The organism is Desulfosediminicola flagellatus (genome assembly GCF_005116655.2).
Lineage (GTDB): Bacteria > Desulfobacterota > Desulfobulbia > Desulfobulbales > Desulfocapsaceae > Desulfopila > Desulfopila flagellata.
In genome coordinates this window covers 4,049,745-4,067,875 of sequence record NZ_CP050698.1, presented here as the reverse complement: position 1 = coordinate 4,067,875, position 18,131 = coordinate 4,049,745, and the positions used below count along the sequence as shown (strand labels likewise).

General features: G+C 46.0%; 13 protein-coding genes. 6 read left to right on the top strand and 7 right to left on the bottom strand.

Annotated features, from left to right (window positions below; genetic code table 11):
* The 6 genes from FCL46_RS16780 to FCL46_RS16755 all read left to right on the top strand — a co-directional run bounded on the left by FCL46_RS16780 (nt 1) and on the right by FCL46_RS16755 (nt 7,475).
* On the top strand, nt 1–1,806 hold the full coding sequence (locus FCL46_RS16780; protein WP_136809875.1) for a sensor histidine kinase: 1,806 nt from the start codon (nt 1–3) through the stop codon (nt 1,804–1,806).
* Nucleotides 1,803–3,176 (top strand): sigma-54-dependent transcriptional regulator, encoded by a 1,374-nt coding sequence (locus tag FCL46_RS16775; protein ID WP_136809874.1) that lies wholly within the window; start codon nt 1,803–1,805, stop codon nt 3,174–3,176. Before FCL46_RS16780 ends, FCL46_RS16775 begins: the two co-directional genes overlap by 4 nt.
* Nucleotides 3,177–3,258: 82 nt before the next feature.
* On the top strand, nt 3,259–4,257 hold the full coding sequence (locus FCL46_RS16770) for a TAXI family TRAP transporter solute-binding subunit (protein WP_136809993.1): 999 nt from the start codon (nt 3,259–3,261) through the stop codon (nt 4,255–4,257).
* Nucleotides 4,258–4,623: 366 nt separating this feature from the next.
* Nucleotides 4,624–5,601 carry a TRAP transporter substrate-binding protein gene (locus FCL46_RS16765; protein ID WP_136809873.1) on the top strand — a complete coding sequence of 326 codons (978 nt, stop codon included), beginning with the start codon at nt 4,624–4,626 and terminating at the stop codon, nt 5,599–5,601.
* A 124-nt stretch (nt 5,602–5,725) separates the two neighbouring features.
* Nucleotides 5,726–6,223: a TRAP transporter small permease gene (locus tag FCL46_RS16760; protein ID WP_167506034.1), complete on the top strand. Its 498-nt coding sequence runs from the start codon at nt 5,726–5,728 to the stop codon at nt 6,221–6,223.
* A gap of 1 nt (nt 6,224) precedes the next feature.
* On the top strand, nt 6,225–7,475 hold the full coding sequence (locus FCL46_RS16755) for a TRAP transporter large permease (RefSeq protein ID WP_136809871.1): 1,251 nt from the start codon (nt 6,225–6,227) through the stop codon (nt 7,473–7,475).
* 302 nt (nt 7,476–7,777) lie between these two features.
* Here the strand turns inward: FCL46_RS16755 and FCL46_RS16750 are convergent, their stop codons facing one another.
* The 7 genes from FCL46_RS16750 to FCL46_RS16715 all read right to left on the bottom strand — a co-directional run bounded on the left by FCL46_RS16750 (nt 7,778) and on the right by FCL46_RS16715 (nt 17,602).
* Nucleotides 7,778–9,685 (bottom strand): PEP-CTERM sorting domain-containing protein, encoded by a 1,908-nt coding sequence (locus tag FCL46_RS16750; RefSeq protein WP_136809870.1) that lies wholly within the window; start codon nt 9,683–9,685, stop codon nt 7,778–7,780.
* A 212-nt stretch (nt 9,686–9,897) separates the two neighbouring features.
* Nucleotides 9,898–11,073, bottom strand: coding sequence for an ABC transporter permease (locus FCL46_RS16745; protein ID WP_136809869.1), 1,176 nt, complete (start codon nt 11,071–11,073; stop codon nt 9,898–9,900).
* On the bottom strand, nt 11,070–12,242 hold the full coding sequence (locus FCL46_RS16740) for an ABC transporter permease (RefSeq protein ID WP_217909456.1): 1,173 nt from the start codon (nt 12,240–12,242) through the stop codon (nt 11,070–11,072). Before FCL46_RS16740 ends, FCL46_RS16745 begins: the two co-directional genes overlap by 4 nt.
* Entirely contained in the window at nt 12,239–13,216 is a 978-nt protein-coding gene (locus FCL46_RS16735) for an HlyD family secretion protein (RefSeq protein WP_136809991.1), read from the bottom strand. The genes FCL46_RS16740 and FCL46_RS16735 overlap by 4 nt, the downstream gene beginning before the upstream one ends.
* A 10-nt stretch (nt 13,217–13,226) precedes the next feature.
* On the bottom strand, nt 13,227–14,675 hold the full coding sequence (locus tag FCL46_RS16730; RefSeq protein ID WP_217909454.1) for a TolC family protein: 1,449 nt from the start codon (nt 14,673–14,675) through the stop codon (nt 13,227–13,229).
* Nucleotides 14,676–15,051: 376 nt separating this feature from the next.
* Nucleotides 15,052–16,131, bottom strand: a complete 1,080-nt coding sequence (locus tag FCL46_RS16725; RefSeq protein ID WP_153307144.1) for a DUF6765 family protein — start codon at nt 16,129–16,131, stop codon at nt 15,052–15,054.
* 478 nt (nt 16,132–16,609) lie between these two features.
* The gene (locus tag FCL46_RS16715; protein ID WP_136809866.1) at nt 16,610–17,602 is read right to left on the bottom strand and encodes a potassium channel family protein; all 993 of its coding nucleotides are present in this window, start codon (nt 17,600–17,602) and stop codon (nt 16,610–16,612) included.
* Between the last annotated feature and the right edge of the window lie 529 nt (nt 17,603–18,131).

The following is an 18,131-nucleotide window of genomic DNA, read 5'->3' as shown; positions in this document are numbered from 1 at the left end:
ATGACCGGTCAGGGCACCAGAAAAACCTTTTCAGATACGACACAGCGTATGCTTGTTGGCTGTGCAACCCTTATTTTTGTTGCTCTTACAGTCTGGAATCTTGCAATCTTTGTTGAGCAGAGAGCAAAGCAGGAGCTGTATCAGAGTGGCCATTCCCGTGCTATTTTCTATGCTAAATCGTTAAAAGACAGTCTCGAGAAATATCGCCATCTTCCCTATGTACTTGCCCGGGACTCGCGTATTAGAGCGTTGTTGCGGGGCGAGGTAGATGAAATCAAGGTAAACCCGCATCTTGAAGACTTTGCCAATGCAACAGGGGCGTTGATTTTTGTTCTTGATAAGGGGGGCAGCTCTGTGGCAGCAAGTAACTGGCGGACAGAGCAATCCCTGCTTGGACATAATTACGGTTTTCGCCCGTACTTTATTGATGCCAGAAATGGCAGGGCAGGGGGCTACTATGCTGTTGGTTTACAGACGGGAAAGCCGGGGTTCTTTATTTCGTATCCTGTACTGGATGTTGGCGAACTGCTCGGGGTTGTGGTGGTCAAGGTTGACCTGGAACCAATACAGTCAAGCTGGACCGGCGGGGATGAAACAATCATGGTCAGCGATGCCTATGGTGTTATTATTCTTTCAAGTTCCAGCGACTGGAAATATAAAACGCTTCAGCCATTGTCTGAAGGAACGACCAGGACCTTACGGATAAATCAATACCCAGGTACTTCGCTTGAAGTGCTGACCATACGTCGGAATAATACGAAATACGGCAACATTTTGTTTGTGGATGAAAAGCCCTATCTCGAAGTTTCACAACAATTGCCCGACTACGGCTGGCGGTTGCATTATCTCCTGGATATCCAGAATGTAAAGCATATCGTCAGGCTGACAATATTTGCCTCTGTAACCTTTTTTATTATGGTATTTCTGGCACTTCTCTATTACCGGGAAAGAAGGCAGAAACTGATATCAAGGCAGGAAGCACGTGGTGCCAGAGAAATACATGAGCTTAACCTACGGTTGCAGGAAGAGATTACAGAACATGAACGAACTGAGCAAAGTCTGCGTGATACTCAGAAAGAGTTGATTCAGACAAGCAAACTGGCGGCGCTCGGGCGCATGTCTGCAGCTCTCGCCCATGAGCTTAATCAACCTGTAACCGCTATCCGTACATTTCTTGCCAGTTGCAGGATATTTATCGAGCGGGGCCAGATCGACAATGTTGAGAAGAACCTCTCACTCATCGCTGATCTGACGGATCGTATGGCAGGCATTACCGGCCAACTGAAAACGTTCTCAAGAAAATCGAAAGGGCGCAGTGAAGATGTTGATCTTGCCGAGCGGGTGCAACGGGTGCTGGAGTTTACACGGCCACAGCTGGATAAACACAACATAATCGTTGAAACGATACTGCCGGATTTAGGGACAGCAAGAATTCCTGGTGGCACGGTGCGGGTCGAGCAGGTGCTGAGTAATGTGCTGAAAAACGCAATGGATGCTGTAAAAAACGCTCCGGTAAGAGAGATCATAATCTCTGTTTCTGTGCAGGCGGATAAGGTGCTTGCTGTGTTTGAGGATAGCGGAAAAGGTATCAGTGCTGATGTGCTTGAGAATATCTTCGAGCCGTTCTTCACAACCAAAGAGAGTGGCGAGGGGTTGGGGCTTGGACTTTCAATAAGCTACGGGATCCTTCAGGATATTGGTGGTAATATCCGGGCAATAAATCGGAAGGAGGGAGGAGCACGTTTTGAGCTTGAATTTCCTCTGTCTCAGTCGGAATCAATAACACGAAGTGGAAAAGATCTATGAAACCTGCAGGAAGGGTATACCTGGTTGATGATGAAGAATCCATGCGGGTGGCAATGGGCCAGTGGCTGGAACTGGCCGACTTCAAAGTGGACTGCTTTGCTGACAGTCGTGGCGTTCTCGATACCATTGACCGTTCGTTTGACGGAGTTCTGGTTACTGACATCCGCATGCCCGGAATAGACGGGCTTGAACTCATGCGGCGGGTGCTTGCTATAGACAGAAAAATACCTGTCGTGCTGATCACTGCCCATGGTGATATTCCCATGGCGGTGACAGCAATCCGTAAAGGTGCGTATGATTTTATCGAGAAACCGTTTGAGCCGGACATTTTGCTTGAGACGATTCGCAGAGCCGAAGAGCAACGGGCACTGGTACTGGAAAATCGGGCCTTGAAAAAACGTTTGCAGGATACGAGTGCGATCGAGAGCAAGTTGCTCGGCACCGGTGATGCTATCCAGTTTTTGCGGCAGGAAATTCAGGACCTGGCACCGACGGATGCAAGTGTCTTTTTATTCGGAGAGACTGGTGCCGGTAAAGAGGTCTCAGCCCGTTGTCTGCATGAGGCAAGTGACAGAGCCGATCGTGAATTTGTGGCTATTAACTGCGGGGCAATTCCAGAAGGGCTTTTTGAAAGCGAACTCTTCGGTCATGAATCGGGTGCATTTACGGGAGCAATAGGCAGGCGTATAGGTAAATTTGAACGCGCTGATGGTGGTACCTTATTTCTTGATGAAATTAACAATATGCCCTTGAACATGCAGGCCAAGGTGTTGCGGGTATTGCAGGAAAAAGAGATTGAGCGGCTCGGCGGAAATAAGCCAATCCCCATCAATATCAGGGTGATAAGTGCAACGAATGTCGACCCTGAGCAGGCGTGCGCAGATGGCGTTTTGAGAAAAGATCTCTATTATCGTCTTAATGTTGCCCGTATCACTATTCCGCCTCTTAGAAAACGCGGTAGAGATATTGTACTTCTCTTCGACTATTTTACCGCACAGGCCGCTAAGCGATATAATCGCGAACCAATACCGCTTAAACCATCGGATATTACAGCACTTATGGCGTATTCATGGCCTGGTAATGTGCGTGAGTTGAAAAATCTTGCCGAGCGTTATGTGCTTTCCTCGCATAGAATGGAAAATCGCATTTCCTATCTGCTCAATCAGTCAGATCCGCTTGGCAGCGAAGAGGTTCATCATTCTCTGGCCGAACAGGCGGAGATATTTGAACGGTGTGTTGTAGAGCAGTCTCTCAGGAAACACGGCGGTAATATTGCAGCAGTAATGGAAGAGCTGGATTTGCCGAGGCGCACGCTCAACCAGAAGATGCAGAATCACGGTTTATGTAGAAAGGATTTTCTTAGCAGTTGAACGGATGGTGAGGGATTATTGTATGTATTTGAACATCAGATGTTTTCACCGCAAGACGGTTTGTAGTTTTACCCGCCTGGTAATGGTTGTACTATTTTGTATTATTGGCATCAGTTCGATTGCGCAGGGAATGCAAGGAGTTAATGGGCGCAAATACCAACTGGCAACTGCCAATATATCCGGGACCTATTATCCGGTAGGGGTGGCGCTTGCTACTCTCACAAAAGTGAAGCTTGAGCCCGATCATAAACTATCGCTTACAGCCCTAAGCTCGGCGGGATCAGCTGAGAATCTGCTGCAACTCAGTAATAACGAAGTGCAGTTTGCGATTCTCCAGGGGCTGTATGGTTACTGGGCATGGAACGGTGTTGGCCCATTTGCATCAAACGGCCCGCAGAAGCATCTGCGCTCTATTACCATGCTGTGGCAGAATGTCGAGCACTTCGCTGTAAATTCTGATTATGTCAAAACAGGTACCATATCAGATTTGTTGGAAATGCAGGGCAAGACACTCTCCCTTGGCGATAAACACTCCGGCAGTGCAGGTTCAGGCAGGTATATTCTGCAGAGTCTTGGCTTGAACCCAGAGAGCGATTTTCATACTGTTCATCTGAATTATGGTGATAGCGCTGCTGCCATGCAGAAGGGTGATATTGAAGTGATGAACATCCCGGGCGGCCCGCCGGTTGCAGCTGTCGACCGTGTTTTTACTGCACTTGGTAAAGATGTCACCATTCTGGGATTTACTGAGCAGCAGAAAGCAGCGGTGAATGCAGAGCATCAACTCTGGTCAAGCTTTACCATCCAGCCGAATACGTATCCGGGGCAGGATAAAGCCGTTACCACCATCGCCCAGCCAAATTTTCTTGCTGTGCGCTCGGATGTTCCTGATGAGGATGTCTACCTGATTCTTAAATCAATATATGATAACCTCACGTTCTTAAATAATATTCATCCCATTACCAGTGTTATGAAGATGGGGGCAGCGATTGATGGGCTGCCTATTCCTCTGCACCCCGGAGCAGCACGTTTTTACAGAGAACATGGTGTTGAAATTCCGGATGAACTGATAATTCGCTGATGTTTTAAAATGATGAGGGTGTTACTTGCTGCTGTCTGTAGGTTTGCCAGTTGTAAACTGGTGTTTCTCCAAAGCGGTAGCCATTTGGTTAATCCAAGTATTGTAATTATTTAGCGTCCAAATCAAATCCCTCATGGAATTGATAAAAGTCAAAGGGATATTTGAGCCATTGCTTCTAGCTCCTGATATCGTGAAAGATATTGCACCTAACGACAGAAAGGGCTAGGATGTCCTTCGCGAAATCGAGGATACAGAATAAAACTCTGAACGTCCCTGATTGACTTGGTTTTTTTCAGTAAACCAGATTTCCAGAATTCGCCTTATTTGATGTATCTATCAATTTCCCATATCTTGAGGAGAGTAATCATGAAAAACGTGTTTCAACTCGCTACCGTCGTATTCTTTTGTGTTTTTGCCATGATGGCTACCAGTGCATTTGCCAGTAAAAAAGTTATTAAGCTTTCACATGTTGTAAACGAAAAAGATGGCTTCCATATCGCCGCTCTCAAATTCAAGGAGCTGGTTGAAGCGAAATCGGATTACACCATAGAAATTCATCCTAACGCTGAACTTGGTGATGAGCGCACCCTGCTTGAAGGTATGCAGTTTGGTACTATCGACATGGGTGTTATCACCAACGGTCCGGTAAGTAACTTCTCACCTGAGATAGCTGTCCTCGAACTTCCATTTCTCTTTAGCAGCAACGAAGAAGCGTACAAGGTTATGGATGGACCTATTGGCCAGGAACTTCTCGACAATCTCAGCAAAGTTGGTCTTAAAGGACTTGCCTATGCTGAACGTGGTTTTCGTAACCTCACCAACTCAAAGCGTGAAGTTCTTACTCCTGCTGACATGAAAGGACTTAAAATTCGGGTTATGGAAAACCCGGTATACATCGACACGTTCAAGTCACTCGGTGCTAACGCTGTACCGATGGCATGGACAGAAGCGTTGACTGCAATGCAACAGGGAACCATTGATGGTCAGGAAAATCCTGTAAATGTTATTTATTCTTTCAAGCTTGCTGAAACGCAGAAGTTTATGACATTTACCCGTCATGCTTACGCACCAGCCCTCTTTGTTATGAGTCAAAATCTTTTTGGAACTTTTGATGCTGAGACAAAGAAACTCTTTAAAGAGAGTGCACAGGCTGCAGCAGAACACGAGCGTAACTGGAACATGGAAAAAGAGTCAGAGCAGCTCGCAGCTATCAAAGAGCTTGGTATGAAAGTTTCAGAGGCTGATCTAACGCCGTTTCAGGAAGCAGTAGCCCCTGTATATGCGAAATATGGTAAAAAGTTTGGTAAATATCTGGAAGCAATTCAAGCAGACCTCGGCAAGTAAGATTGTGAGTCCCCGACTCCGCTCATAGAGCGTGTCGGGGATTTTACACATTCAGGATAATCCCCTACTATCATATTCTTCTTAGAATTGTCATCTCTACCGATTCATGTTTTCTGGTTTATCTATGACCTTCTTTACATACCACTTGCAAAAGATCAGCGACAGGCTTGACAGCTTTTTTCGTTTCGCACTATTTATCACCCTGAGTGCCATGATCGTTCTGATCACCGCCCAGATTATTTTTCGCGTATTTTTTACGGCGCTGAGTTGGAGTGAGGAACTCTCACGGTATCTGCTTGTCTGGAGTAGTTTTATCGGTACTACAGTAGCTTTTAAAAAAGGCGCTCATATTGCGGTCACCTTTCTGGTCGATCTACTGCCTGCTCGAATGCAAAAAATCGTGCAAACACTTTCCTGTATTCTCATGGCCATCTTTTTCGGGGTCACAATCTGGTACAGTATATTCCTTTTTAACGTACAGATATTCCAGGTGTCTCCAGCAATGGGAATAAAGATGCGGTACATATACATGATCATCCCGATCAGTTTTTCAGTGTTGTGCGTGCATCTTCTCAACCAGTTTGTACATATCTGGTTACCAGCAGCAAAAAAGGAGGCATGATATGGGCTGGATTCTTTTCTTATCGCTCTTTGCTTTGATTCTCACAGGCATGCCAATTGCTCTTGCCATTGGATTCTCGTCGCTCATTATCCTTAGCATGAACGATTTAAATCTGGTGCTGTTGCCACAGCGAATGTTTGTAGGTACCGATTCGTTTCCGATGATAGCAATTCCCTTCTTTATTTTAGCAGGGGATTTACTTGCCAAAGGAAACGTTTCTAAAAGGCTTGTCGATTTTGCTGATGCCTGTATTGGCTGGATTCGTGGAGGCCTGGCACTTGTAGCTGTACTTGGTTCTATGTTTTTTGCAGCTATCTCCGGTTCATCTGCAGCCACAACTGCAGCTATAGGTACTCCACTTATTCCTGAGATGAAAAAGAAGGGCTATGACGTTCCTTTTGCTGCTGCGCTTATCGCGGCATCCGGCACAATCGGTGTAATTATTCCACCCAGTGTGCCAATGATTCTCTATGCAATAATTGCTGATGTCTCGGTTGCTCAACTTTTTCTTAACGGATTTCTGCCAGGTGTGCTCATGGGTGGAATTCTGATGATCTATTCGGTCTATGTTGCCAAGAAAAAGAATTACCCTATCGGTGGTAAATTCAGTCTCAAAAATATCTTTAATCATTTCAAGATTGCCTTCTTTGGTCTGCTTACACCGATCATTATATTAGGCGGTATTTTCTCAGGTTTTTTCACGCCATCTGAGTCCGCGGTCATTGCTGTTGACTACGCAATTTTCGTCGCTCTTTTTGTTTACCGCGATATCAACCTGAAACAGCTTTATTCCGTCATTATCAACTCAGGCATTACAATGGCGATGATCATGTTTCTTATTGCCACATCGAAGATTTTCAGCTGGGTGCTTGCCAACTGGTCGATACCTTCAGAGATTGCCAATGCAGTGCTTTCGATTACAGAAAATCCATTGCTCATTCTGCTACTTATAAATGTGGTTATTCTGATCGCTGGTATTTTTATGGAAACAGCTTCAGCACTTATCATTCTGACCCCTGTGTTTCTCCCGGTAGTTGAGCAACTTGGAATCAATCTGGTCCATTTCGGTATCGTCATTGTTATGGGGCTTGCCATCGGCATGATAACACCACCTGTTGCCATCAACTTGTATGTTGCAAGTTCGATTACGGGTGAGAGTCTTGAAAGACTCAGTAAGCAAATTCTTCCTATGCTATTGCTACTTATTTCGGTGCTTCTCATGACAACATTTGTACCATTGCTGTTTTACTAGAAAAAATCGATATAGATGAGATTAGATATATACTATCAGATTCTTAGATTTTATGTTTCAGGTTGTGAATCACAACGGATTGGCTATGCGTTGAGCAGAAGGTTCCATCTGAAAAAATGAAAAATAAAAAAAGGGTCTCTTCTATAAGAGACCCTTTTTTTATCGTGTAGTTAGGATAGATGTTTTTAATCGGACGATTACGGCGGAATCGAGGAACTGGAGCAATTCTTACACTTGGTTTAGTATTCCAGTTATTTGGAAGATGCTCCTGCCACCGCTATTTCAGCACTGGTTCGTTACGGTTATGCCTTCCGTCTTCGCCAGAACCCTAAGCCGCCGAGTCCTAGAGCAAATAGAACCCCTGTGCCAGGTTCCGGAACCGGAGCGACATAGACACCAGACCAATTTGATTCACCATCTGTCATGCTGGCAGTAATTGCCAAGTTACCATTACGGAACCCATCACGCTCAATACCTAAGGAAGCTATTGGCAAGCCTTCAGCCATCTCATCCAGTAAGCCGCCGTCCATACCAAGAGTGAGAATGGTGAACAGATTGTCATAGTCAAATTGATCAGTTACATCTACATTCAATGCACCATAAAGACCTTCCTCGCCATTCGCCTTAAGCCCCTTAAAGACAATGTCATTGCCATCAACTGCGAGAAACGCTGATGATCTCCATTTGGCAGACTCAAGACCTTCTTCCCCGTCAGGATTACCTGAAAAATTCCAAAACAGAAAGTCTTCAAAGTAATCGGTCTGCCCCTCAAAGGTGGGTCCTGTCTCCGCGACAAGAAAGAGCTTATCCGCTTCTGTATCAGCAAGGAAAATACCCTGATTTTTAGAAACGTATTTAGTCTCCCCTGCGCATCCCTTGTCCTTGCCATCTGATTTGCATGTGAGATCCCGCTTAATTGTATCGTCCCCCCAACCGGCCCAGAAACCGACGTATCGTCCATCGAACGACAGCCCTTCGCCAAATGCATTGAGTGTAGGTGGATTATTTTCCAGGCTGGATGTCTCAACCGAAGAAAAAGGGATGAAATTGGAAGGAACTTCTGTCTTGAAGCCAGCTATAGTTTTCAGCGACGCATCTTCTTTGAGATCCGCCATGAAGATACCGCCAGCTGTCGGAGCATCTTCGTTATCTAAGCCGGTAAAGACCATTTTTCCTGCTGCTGCGCTCGGCGGCGCAGTAGAGCCGAACGTAAAAGATTCATTTCCTGCTGGAAGAGCACCCTTCGGGATGTCATCACCCCGTTCGGCGATCTTCACGACGTTTCCGTTTGCCAGTATGTCGCGGTAATAGACTCCGGTCTGCCCATTGCCTTCGGTATCAGTCCAGTTGCCCTTGAATGCGATGAGGTTATTACCAGTATCGGGATCAGTGGTTGGAGAAGGCGCACCAGGAAACTGTTCAAAGCGGCCTCCCTCCCCAGGAACAAGATATTCTGATATTCCACCATCTGGATCAATGTTACGGATTCCTGTTATCAATTCATCGGTATTGTCAAGGATAGCGTAGAGCCCTGATGTCCCGCTGTTTATTACATCATTCTTATAATCAATTGCGACATAAGAGGGTGATGATTGTCCACGGAAAGCCAACGTATCGGAAGATGCGTCTATCCGTGGGAAAGAAGGAAAACTATTAAAGGTTCCTACAGGTTTTTTGCTCTCTTCTTCAAGGCCATTAGGTGTCGGGACATTCTGACGTCTCACGGCAACAGCAAGGATCGACGAGTCACCAACCGAAATGTCGCGAGTGAAGATGCCCTCTATCGTTCCGCCACCTTTGCCACTACCACTGCCGCCACTGCCACTACTGCTACTGCCGCTACTCTCTAGTGTTTCTTCAATTGAGTCACTGGCCGATGTGCTTTTTTTCTCACCTCCGTGACCCCCTTCACCTCCTTCATCTTCGTGACCTTCTTCGCCTCCGTGACTCCCTTTAGCCCGAGCCCGAAAGACCACTAACCCTTCGTCGTTAATCGACGGCTGATTGTAGCTAAAAAAAGTTTTGGTCGCAGACCCCGGTAAATAGTCTCCGTTGTTTACGACGGTCGTCCAACTGCTGAAGGGAGTAGCATACGCTGTACCAATGGATATAGCGGTAACCGCAGTGGTTGACAAAACCATAAAACATAATTTTTGTAATGGCCGGATGTGCTGCACTACTCTGCTAGACTCCCGTAATACACCTTTCATAGTCTTTCCCCTTTAAAAATTCGTACGTTGATAAAGATAAAAAATACATTTCAAAAAACTATGCTACATGTCTGATTTGGAATCAGATCGGACTAACCTAACAATAAATAAGATCAGTATCAATGGGTTTTTAGTTTTTCAACGTAGGGGATTTGTTGTTTGGGAACAGATGGATATGCTTTTTTTATGTCACCTGTTTTTTTCGGTTACGTTCACTCTGGAGTGGCTGCAGGTAAGTGAGACAATCGTCGTAATTTATACCGTAGAAGCATCAGTGCTGTAGCTCCATAAAGAACTGTAAGCAGGATGAGCTGAGTAATATGTGGCAAGATCTGATGGAAATCAGCACCCATCTGGTTTAAAAGCACAAATGCCTGAATAGCCGGAGCCACAGGAATAAACTGGATTGCTGCAACCAGAGGAGCCGGAATTGCAGATATTGGCCAGACAAAACCACATAAAAACACCAGTGGCATTGAGGAGAGCAGAACCAGTAAGGTGGCAAGTTCCCGACGAGGTAGTATACAGCCGAGAGATATACCTAAAAAGGTTGCCGAAAGCAAAAAGGGCAGGTTAAGCAGAGCTAACTCACTTATATGTGCAAGACGCGGAATATCGTAGATCGCAAATGCAGGACCATAGTAGTAGAGCGAAAGCAGCGTATAGATAATGAAAAAGAGCGTTGTTCTCACTATCAGTAACACAGAGGGAGAGGCATCTCGCCAATAGAGATATTCGCCATCCCTTTGCTGCTCATTCTGTCTGCCACCGAGAATTCCTGCTCCCATGATCAGTGTCTGATGCAGGATCAGTACAAATACTGCAGGAATAACGTAATTCACATACCCGCCAGCCTCGTTGAACATGGAATGAAGCTCCAGAGACACTGCAGTATGCTGTTCTCTGGCCAGTTCCATCGCCTGCCCGGACATCAGTAATCGGCTGACCTTCACTTCAGCCGCGAGTGTGCCACCTGCCGATGCCATGCCCTCAAGTACAGTGCTGAAAACCAGGAAGTAGCTGGCATCTCCGGCATACGATAATGTCGGTCGTCTTCCCTGCAGCAGGTCTCTGTAGAAATGTTCTGGAATAACGAGGATCCCAGCAAGCTTTTCAGCTATCATCCTATCCTTTGCCTCTGCCAGTGAATGGGCCTGGCTGATGATTCGAACCTGCGGAGTGGCATCAACCATCCGCATAAGGCGTCGGGAGAGTTGACTGTCATCGAGGTTGACAGCAATAATTTGCTGCTCTCGCGGAATCTGGGCCGCATAAGGGAGCGGATAGAGAAAACTATAAAATAATACCCCGCCGAAAACGGTGAGCAGCAGGGCAGGGTTGGTGAAAATAGCCCGGATCTCGTGTCGGATAAGTTGAATAAGAGTCATGCTGTAGCCTCATGTTTTTGCAGTAAACGACTATTCTTTACCGCAAGCAGCAGAACAAGCAGTGCTGGAACTATAAAAAACGCCAGGTTGCGCAACTGTGGAAGGGAAAGCACCAGCGCTGCACCATAATTGGCCTGAGCAATCTGAATATCGATATAGTGACTGACAGGGAGAAGACTCCGCCAGATTCTGGCAGGTAGAGTCATATCTGTGGCAGGAAAGGTCACACCCATAAAAGCAAGGCCCGGCGCTGAGTAGGCAGCAGCCATACCAAGGCCGCGGGCAGCATCTCTAGTTACAAAGAAGAGCAGTGCTCCGACTGCCTGACAGGCGCAGACTGTAAGCAGCTGACTGAAAATAAGAAAACTCAGGTTACCGTGCATCGGCCAGCCGGCGTAGACAAACATGCCAAGTAAAAAAATTATGCCATGTAACCAGAAGAGCAGAGTGTATGGTACTATCTTCGCCAGCAGAGAGCGAACCGGGGTTGTACCTAACCATAAGCCAAGACCTCCCCGCCGCAGTTCAGCTGCCAGAGCAAGAACGGTGGTGACTACCACGAGTATCTGCCAGAGAGCCGGGATAATCGCAGATACAAGAAATTGAGCATAGTTCCTGCTTATATTATAGAGTGATGTCATCTGACTACCGACTGGCATAGCGGCAGCCATTGCCTGGCCGATCTCCGGGGTGCTTGAACTGAGGTGCTTTAAAGTATCGATTTTCGCTACAGCCGTACCGTGTGCTTCAAGAATTGCACTTTTTACCAGTTTGCCGATTAATAGAAACTGACTGTTATAATACGCTTCGATCTCTGGAGGATGCCCTAGTATCGCATCTTTTTCCATATCGGCGCTGATGATAACCAGACCATAGATATCACCGCCACGCATGGCAGCACTTCCCTCCAGCGGAGACGAATAATGTGCTTGCACCGCAAGTGTCGGACTGGCGTCATAGTAGCGTATCATTGAACGCGACAGCCTGCTCTGGTCGAGATCAACCACGCCAATCGGTAAATCCCGCGTTAACCCCTGCGAGAAAATTGCATAGATAAGCAGAAAGAGTACAGGCGGAACCCAGCTGACAAGCGATAACAGCCAAGGGTCAGCTGCAAGCAGGCGCCATTCGGATGGGCGCTGTGTAGTGGAGTGGTCAGCGGTCATCATTCAGCTATCAGAACACTCATACCAACTCTGAGACCCTTGATCGGCTCTACAGGTCGCGCCTCAATCTCAAAGGTCCGCATGTCAAAACCCTTGCTGGTGTTTGTCGCGCGCCAGGTGGCAAAGTCTCCCATCACCGAAACATGATTCACTTTAAGGGTATACTGTTCTTCGCCCAGCGCGGGAATAGTCGCTTTGAACTCCTGCCCTTTGTTGTATTTACTCAGCATATCTTCACGTATGTGAAAGACCGCCCAGCTGTCATCCATATCGACAATGGTTACCACCGGAAACCCCTGCGGGGCAAGCTCACCGCTTTGCAAAAGCAGCTGGGAAACTTCACCGTTATGCCAGCTTTCAATGCGCGTATCGGCTGCATAAGCTTCAACTTCTGCTACTGCGCCTGCCGCCATTCGGGCCTTGCCAGCCGCTGCTTTTTTGGTCTCTTCCCGTGCACCTTCCTGAGCCATCTGATAGAGCTGCAAGGCCGAATTCTCGGTATACCTGGCAGCCTTTAACTGGGTGTAGACTTCATCCCGTTTCTGTTCGGGGACTACACCGCTATTGTAGAGGTTCTCAATACGGGTGTAGGTCTTCTCCAGTAAATCTACGGCGGCCCCAGCCTGCTTCCATTGATCACGGGCGGCTGCGATTTCCTGGGACCGTGCACCTTGTTCTGCCTGTTCTACCATAGCATCGGCTGTATCCTGACCCGCTTTTGCCTGACTCAGTTTGGCCTCTATCTCGGGGCTGTAAATGGTAAATATCAGTTGCCCTTTGCTAACCACATCTCCCTTTTTCACCAGGATCTGATCTACCCGTCCGGGAACCTTGGAAGATATATTATACTGCTGGGCCTCAATCTGCCCCTGAAGGACTGTGGGCACCGGCTGATAAGCCAGCCAAAAACTATAGCAGAGCCAGCCTGTGACTACTGCCGCAACCAGAAATAACAATAATGTCTTTATTACACGCATAGCAGATCCTTTACTGATCACTCTGTTGGTAGGTGATAAATTCATCCATTCCGCCGCTGATAGCAAGCAGTCTGGCAAGTCTGGTGACATAGGTGTAGGCGGCATATGAACGCTGACTTTTTACACCTGCCACATACAATCTTGAGTCGATAACATCAAGCGAAGTGGCCAACCCCTGATTAAAGGCTTTTTCCCGCAGCTCAACTGTTTTTTCGGCGAGTCTGAGACTTGAAGCAAGGCCGTCATGCTCGGCTATAGCCTGTTCAGCCTCGCGATAGGTCTTCTCAACCAGGAGGGCAAGATCTTCTCTGGCCTGGTTGCGCAGAGCTTCCACCCGTGTTGTGAGACTCCTGGCAGCCTGAAGTTTGCCGCCTCTGCCGGATCGATCGAGCAAATGGACGCTGACAGTAACACCGACAAACCAGTCGGGGGTAAGTTCCATTGCCAGACTATCCTCTTCATACAGACTGTAGTGACCGAGAAGCGCGACCTCCGGGTAATATTTGCCTTTTTCCGCCCGGGTAAGCCCCTTGGCCATATCCTCTTTAGCATCAAGAATTGCCAGACCCGGATAACCGGCCAGGGTCTGGTCGATAAACGTCTGCACCGGTGGCAGGTTACGGTAGATAAAAAGCGGGCTTGCAGGTTGTAGCGATTCCTCATGTTGCAGAATGCTATCTAAAGCCGCCTCTGCAATCCGTAAATCCTGTTCTGATTTTTCCCGATCAACCTTAGCCCTGTCGTAAGAAGCTTCGGCCTGTAATCGTTCTACTTCTGCGATCTGGCCGTTCTCGACCATAAGTTTCGAATGTTCGAGATGGATTCTCAGGCTTTTTTCAACTTCCTTTCGGGTCTCGACAATCTGCCCGGCAAATGCCACCCCAAAGTAACGTTTGCAGAGATCCTCAAAAACGTCATTACGCTTTAAATTTCTCTGCTGCTTCGCTTCAGCGACACTTGCAGCAGCTATATCCTGGGCGGCAGTTATTCGGCCACCGGTATACAAAGGCCAGAGAAGGTTAAGCGAACCTGTCCAAACCTCACTCTCACTGATGGTCGAGGTAAGACCATCTCCTATAGCTGCAAGCGACAACCCCATGCTTTGAGCCAGCGTATCAAGAACACTTCCAACCAGAGCTCCGGCAGGCATGCTATCCAGTATATCCTGCGCGCCCAGTTCGATATCATCATCAAGATGGATATATCCTGCAGTGAGATCAAGCTGGGGGAGATACAGTGATTTAGCCGATTCTCTTTTATGTTGCGCTTCATCAATGCCGGCCTGTTCCGCAAGTAATGCATTGCTTTTTTCCTGCACCTGTTGCCAGGCTGCACTGAAGTCTATGGGCTCGGCACACGATGCCGAAACCAGTGTTACAGAAGCCAGGAGGCACACTCCACAGGCTATCTGTCGCAGGTGCTGCTCTGCCACAAGCTTCAATTTGTATGTTTTCACCACATTCATCTCATGTATGGAAGGTTAGCCGCTTATGCTGCGTGTTATAATTTTCAGTGGCCGACTATATGTTTACGCAAACGATAAATCAAGAAAGAAGATTGATATATCACGTTTTCACAGATACTGGTTAAAAAAAGTTATTGAGAAAGAGGTAGTTCTGATCGATTGACTGTTGTTTTAACTGGTTCTGCTCATTAACCAGATTTTTCAGTTCTTGCGAAATCTGTTGTTTTACCTATCTTCTGCATAGACTTGCAGTGTGCGTAAGGAATTAGACCAGAGGCAAAAGACTGAGTGTTTGAGAAGCGTATTGCATTGTCAATGCAATTTACTCAGCCCTAAACCCTTTAACCTCAGTCCTAACTTGCTATATGCATCAGGCTACAATTAATTCTTTTTCCGGTAAAAGATGCCTCAGTATATTCGTTCGATGAATGGCAGCCGCCTGGTAATATCTAAAAACGGGAACGGCAGGGGCCTTTCGTGAATCCTTCTCCCTTTTCAAATTCTCTCTGTGATTATGCCAGATATGTTGATTATATAGAGGGATGTCTTCTGGCCCAATCCCAAAGAGTTCCCCTTCTTTTGCTGCATTCAGCCAGGCATCAATCCTGCCCTGTTCCGGAGCCTGCACATTCAGAATTCGTTTAATAACTGGTTCTATTTGGGAAAAATCGATAAACGCATTGCTATCAGAAAGGTTATTGCCTTCTCTGGCCACTCGTTGAAACATCTCATGAAGTTTTAAACAACATTCAAGAAATGTCTCAGAATTATTTCGCATCGTGCATCTCTGCTCAGTTGTTTCGTAGATAAAGTCCCATTTGAGATATGGTCTATCAGGATAGGTCATCACTGCCCCATGCCCTAAAGCACCTGACAAACCTTCTGCAAACCAGGACTTAATATTTTGAAAAAGACCACTTTCAGGATAATTGTTTTTAAAGTCTTTTGCTTTGTCTGTTATGTATTTCTCCATATCCGGCTCTACGTCGTAGTGCCTGATATCACTGACCTTGTTTTCTCTTGAACTCACCCCTGAAAAACCATAGTGAGAGAATGTATCAGCATACACATGAGCAGTTATTCCGATTAAGGGTATTGCATAGGACTGATCAAGTAGAGAAAGATTGAAATCGATCATTTCTCTTGCTATCTCACTATCTTTAATGCAGGTCAGTCTTTGGGTATAACCTGCACCTTCATTTCCTGGGAGGAAATGAAACGGAACCCAGATCTGTCTTTGATCTGCTCTATCTATGTTTTTGATATTAAACGCATGATGGGCTGTAGCCTCAACATCTAATCTGCCGCCATCTCTAAATTCGACACTTCCTTTTTCAGCATTGTCATCAACAAACTGAGCTGCTGTTGCAATGACTCGACATACCTCCTTTTTTAGACCAGCAGCCCTCGCCATTGCGTACGTTCCATAATAATGCATATCAAGTTGCATGCTGTGCTCCCTTGTTCTGTTATTAATTTAGTCCGTATTTCTCAGTGTCTTTTGTGTTTCAAAATCAACTACTAGATATCATATGAAAAATAATGCTCGCAATATCATATGTATGGCTGTGCTTGTTTTTTGAAAATGTCTCGATTTTGACCAGAATCCTTATTCTCGCACAGCCTCCTATGGTTAGTAGAGCAACCATTTAGGTTGTCTGCTCATGAACTGCGTGTTGGCGTGAGTCTTGGTGTTGCGCGTTGTCCTGGCGATGCACCAAATGTATTCACTTTCTTTCAAATGGCTGATAAGGCGCTTTACCAATCTGAAAAGCGGGGAGGGGAGTGCTGGAGTTTTACTGAAGGTAGATTGGTCGTGCCAGTCACAAAGCGCCTGTACAATGTAATCTGAAAGATATCATAGAGTTTGTGGTAAAAAAATCAAAGAGAAAAGCCTGACTTCGTGTCCTCCTGCCTCGGGCAGGAATTTATGATATTATTGCAGACATACGCTTCAATTCTGCATTCTTACCAATAACAACAATTGTATCTCCGGCATCAAACACTTCAGCGGGCCCTGGATTAAAGACCATTTCGCCGGATTTTCGTTTGATGGCTATAATTATGACACCGAAATCCTGTCTGAGCTTGCTGCTTACAACTGTTTTGCCAGTTATTGGTGAACCTGTTGGTATAATTGCTTCCTCCATTTGTAAACCAAGCTCGTCGTGAACCATGGTCTGGTCGAGGAAATCGACAACCGTTGGTTTGTGAAGGATTTCAGCCATTCTTTTCCCCCCCATCTGGTAGGGGCAGACGACCCGGGATGCTCCGGCACGAATGAGCTTGCTTTCGTTTTTTACATCTGAAGCACGGGCAAGAATAAATATATCCGGACGTATTCCTTTTGCAGAGAGGGCAATGAAAACATTATCGGCATCAGAACTCACAGCTGTAACAAGCCCCTTAGCACGGTCAAGACGGGCAGCGGTGAGTGCATCATCAGAAGTTGCATCCATATTGAGATACAAGATTCCGTCTGCTTCCAACATGGCTATACTTGCGGGATCCTGTTCAATGACTACCAACGGGATCTTAGCTGCTTGTAATTCTTTGACAATGATAGCGCCGATTCTGCCGTAACCACAAATGATGTAATGGTTTTCAAGCATTGAAATGTGTTTTTCCAATTTTCTTCTCCCTAAAACTCTACGTAATTCACCCTCAATAAAAATTCGGGCGACCTGCCCGAGGGTATACGTTAGAAGGCTGATTCCTAGTATAATTATTACTATAGTTATCCCTCTGCCTATATCTGAAAGAGGTCTGACTTCTGAGAAACCAACGGTACTAATTGTAATAAGCGTCATATAGAATGCCTCGAAAGGAGGCATATGCTCAAATACGACATATCCAGTTGTACCGAATGCAATGGTAAGCAACAGGAGTAATAATGAAATTGTGAGTTTAAAATAATCCATTCGTTTTCAACTCGTTGCCTGTCTTGAAGATCGGTAAAATATGGCCTTTTCAATTTGAAATATTAGTCGGAAAACAATGCGTTAATACTGTTTTACCTGTTTAGTGAAAAGCAAACAACGTTCAATATAATCGTGAGTTGCAGTAGTATGACATTGTTTAATATCAAACCGGGTAAAATGGGAAGAGATAAATATTGCAGACAGTAATTGCATCCTTATGATACTGGTTAGCCTGAATATTTAACGAATCGATTGGTCTGCATTGTATGTGACGATAAATAGCAAAAAATTGGAATTTATCAGCAGGCTGCTAAGGTGAGAAATATATATCAACTATTTGTTATTAAATGAAAAATACTCACATGTAAGTGCAGTCTTCGATCTGTCGCCCGAATTGGTTGCTGAGCTTTAGTATCCTGTCATGCCTTGCAGGAAGAGAAAAATCTTCACATTATTACGACATATGACACAGGACATGACATTAGTGGTAATCGGATAATATGTTGAGTTGAAGCAAATGGTTCATTCG